The organism is Luteolibacter pohnpeiensis (assembly GCF_016595435.1).
Classification (GTDB): domain Bacteria; phylum Verrucomicrobiota; class Verrucomicrobiia; order Verrucomicrobiales; family Akkermansiaceae; genus Luteolibacter; species Luteolibacter pohnpeiensis.
On record NZ_JAENIJ010000098.1, the window covers coordinates 1 to 2,121 of the forward strand.

Genomic DNA, 2,121 nt, shown 5'->3' on the forward strand with positions numbered 1-2,121 from the left:
TCACCGGCGGCAACCAGTTGCTTCGCCCGGGCCTCGACGTTGGTTGCGCCTGGCACATCCTGACCCGTAGCGCGGACGATTGGCCGTTCGATTGGGTCGGTCGGGTTCGCTTCAGCGGCTTCGATCCGCTCGGTCATGAACTTGATCGCGAGCGCGTTTTCCGACTCAGCGGCCTGGACGTATTCGGCCTTTTTGACCTCGTCCTTCGGCGCGGCGAGTCCCGCTTTAACGGCACGTTGGAAAAGGGATTCGCCTTGTTCCTTGCGTCCGTCGGCCAGCTTCGTCTCGGCGGCTTGCAGCTTCGTCTTTAGCTGATCGCGCTCGGCGGTCACGTCGGTGAGCGACGCCTGCACGGTGCGCAGGGTTTCCGCATCGGATCGCATCGCAGAGACGCGCTGACGGGCGAGAGTTTCCGCGTCGTCGCGGGCAGCTTCGGATTGGTTGAGGAGGCCGCAAGTGGCGAGAATGAGAAATTGGCTCATGGGTGTGATCGGTTGTTTCGGTTCTTGAGTGGGAGCCGCGTCACTTGCGGCGATACGGGGAATTGTCCGAAAAGCCGGGTTGTTGCACAGGGTTCCGAGTGGTCCCCGGCTCGGCAAGCCACCTGGAGTGCCGTCTTCGTTGAGCAGGAACTCCGGCGAGAAGTAGGAGAAATCCTTGCCCTCGATCGCTTCCCGTCCGGCCCGCGTCCAATCGAGCGCCATCACAATCCCCTTGCCCGCCTCATAGCGAAACGACGCCGGAATCCCCGCCGCCGGTCCACGGTGCTTGTGGTCGAAGTCGATGATCGGTCGGACGTTATCCGCCAAGCGCCGGGAAAGATCGGCCTGAAGACTCGCAGCAATCGCGGCTCCGCGCTGAGGCGGCACCTTCACGGTGATTTCCTTCGGCTTGCCATCGACCGTGGGATGGATCGCGTGTTCGCCTTCGGGAATGTAGACGATTTCAGTCGGAACAGCGTCCGGCAATGGCTGGAAAGATGCGGCAGAAATGAGAAGCTTCACGCATCCAGCGAAGCCTCAGGGCCGAGGAAAGGTCCACCTGGGCGAGTGGTCCCATTTATTTCAAATTCAGACTTGATGCGGATTCACAATCAAGCAAGTGTTCGAGGTTAATGGAACAATCATTTAGCAGAGTTGTTAGATGTGATTTATTTTCTAACAGTTTTAAACGAGAACTTCGATCCGTATTAAGAGGAAGATTCGTAGATATTATCTACTCGCCTGGACGCCATGTAGACGCTTGCATATCTGATCTTCGGTTAGACGTTCTTGAGTTTGATAAACTCCGAATTGAAAAAACAACAGGTGTTGCCGATTTCAAGATTCAGTGTGAGCTACTCATTGATTACACAACTTACGAAGGAGAAGAGGAGATCACACAATTAAACACACCGTGCAGTGGTTTCGTTTGTTTATCTCCGATAAGGCGAATCGATTCGAATGTCGAAAGCATCCATGAATTGCTCGGCAAAGCTAATATGGAGATCACTGTTCAATCATTCCCTAATTGAAATTGAGACCAGCCATCACCCTTTTCCAGCTGCAAATAAAACCGATCATTGTCCTCTATGATCTTCGCCCGCTCTTCCCCGGTTGCTCGGAGTTCCGCCAGCAACCGCCGCTTGATCTCCGGGTCCATCTTGGACGTGCTCGCGGATAGGCCTTCGTTCAGGCCGGGTTCCGGTTGGGGAGATTCTGGAGGCGGAGGTGCGCTCTGCTTGGCAAGCAGCTTTTCCCATTCTTCGAGCGGCACGTCTTCCTGATCCACGCCGGAGTTGAATCCATACGGTCCCCACGGCACAGCAAAACCTCCGATCTTTGGATCATTCATTTCCTGTGCCCACCATGGGTCGTCTTTGTGGCGGATCTCGCCGAGGTTCGCTTGGTGCCTTGGGCGTGGCGTGGTCACTCCCCTTTCCCGGATCAGCCTTGCGGCTGGGTAGGCGGCTTTGACTTCCGGAGATTGGCCCTGCTTCCACTTTCCGTAGCCGTAGGCCTGGCGCACGTTGGTGTCGAAGATCAGCCGCAACCGCGCCTCGCTCTTGATGTCGGTAATGTCCGATTGCTCGGTGTTCCACATTTCCTCTTCGGTCGCCATGCCTTCCTCGATCATGAACTC

At 56.2% G+C, this 2,121-nt stretch carries 1 protein-coding gene and 1 pseudogene; both read right to left on the reverse strand.

Translation table 11 applies throughout. The features are described 5' to 3' along the window. The coding region (locus JIN85_RS20205) for a phage protease (RefSeq protein ID WP_200274254.1) at nt 1–1,004 on the reverse strand (1,004 nt) is incomplete at its 3' end. Nucleotides 1,005–1,494: 490 nt separating this feature from the next. Beyond that, a pseudogene (locus JIN85_RS20210) lies at nt 1,495–2,121 on the reverse strand (hypothetical protein); the annotation flags it as partial.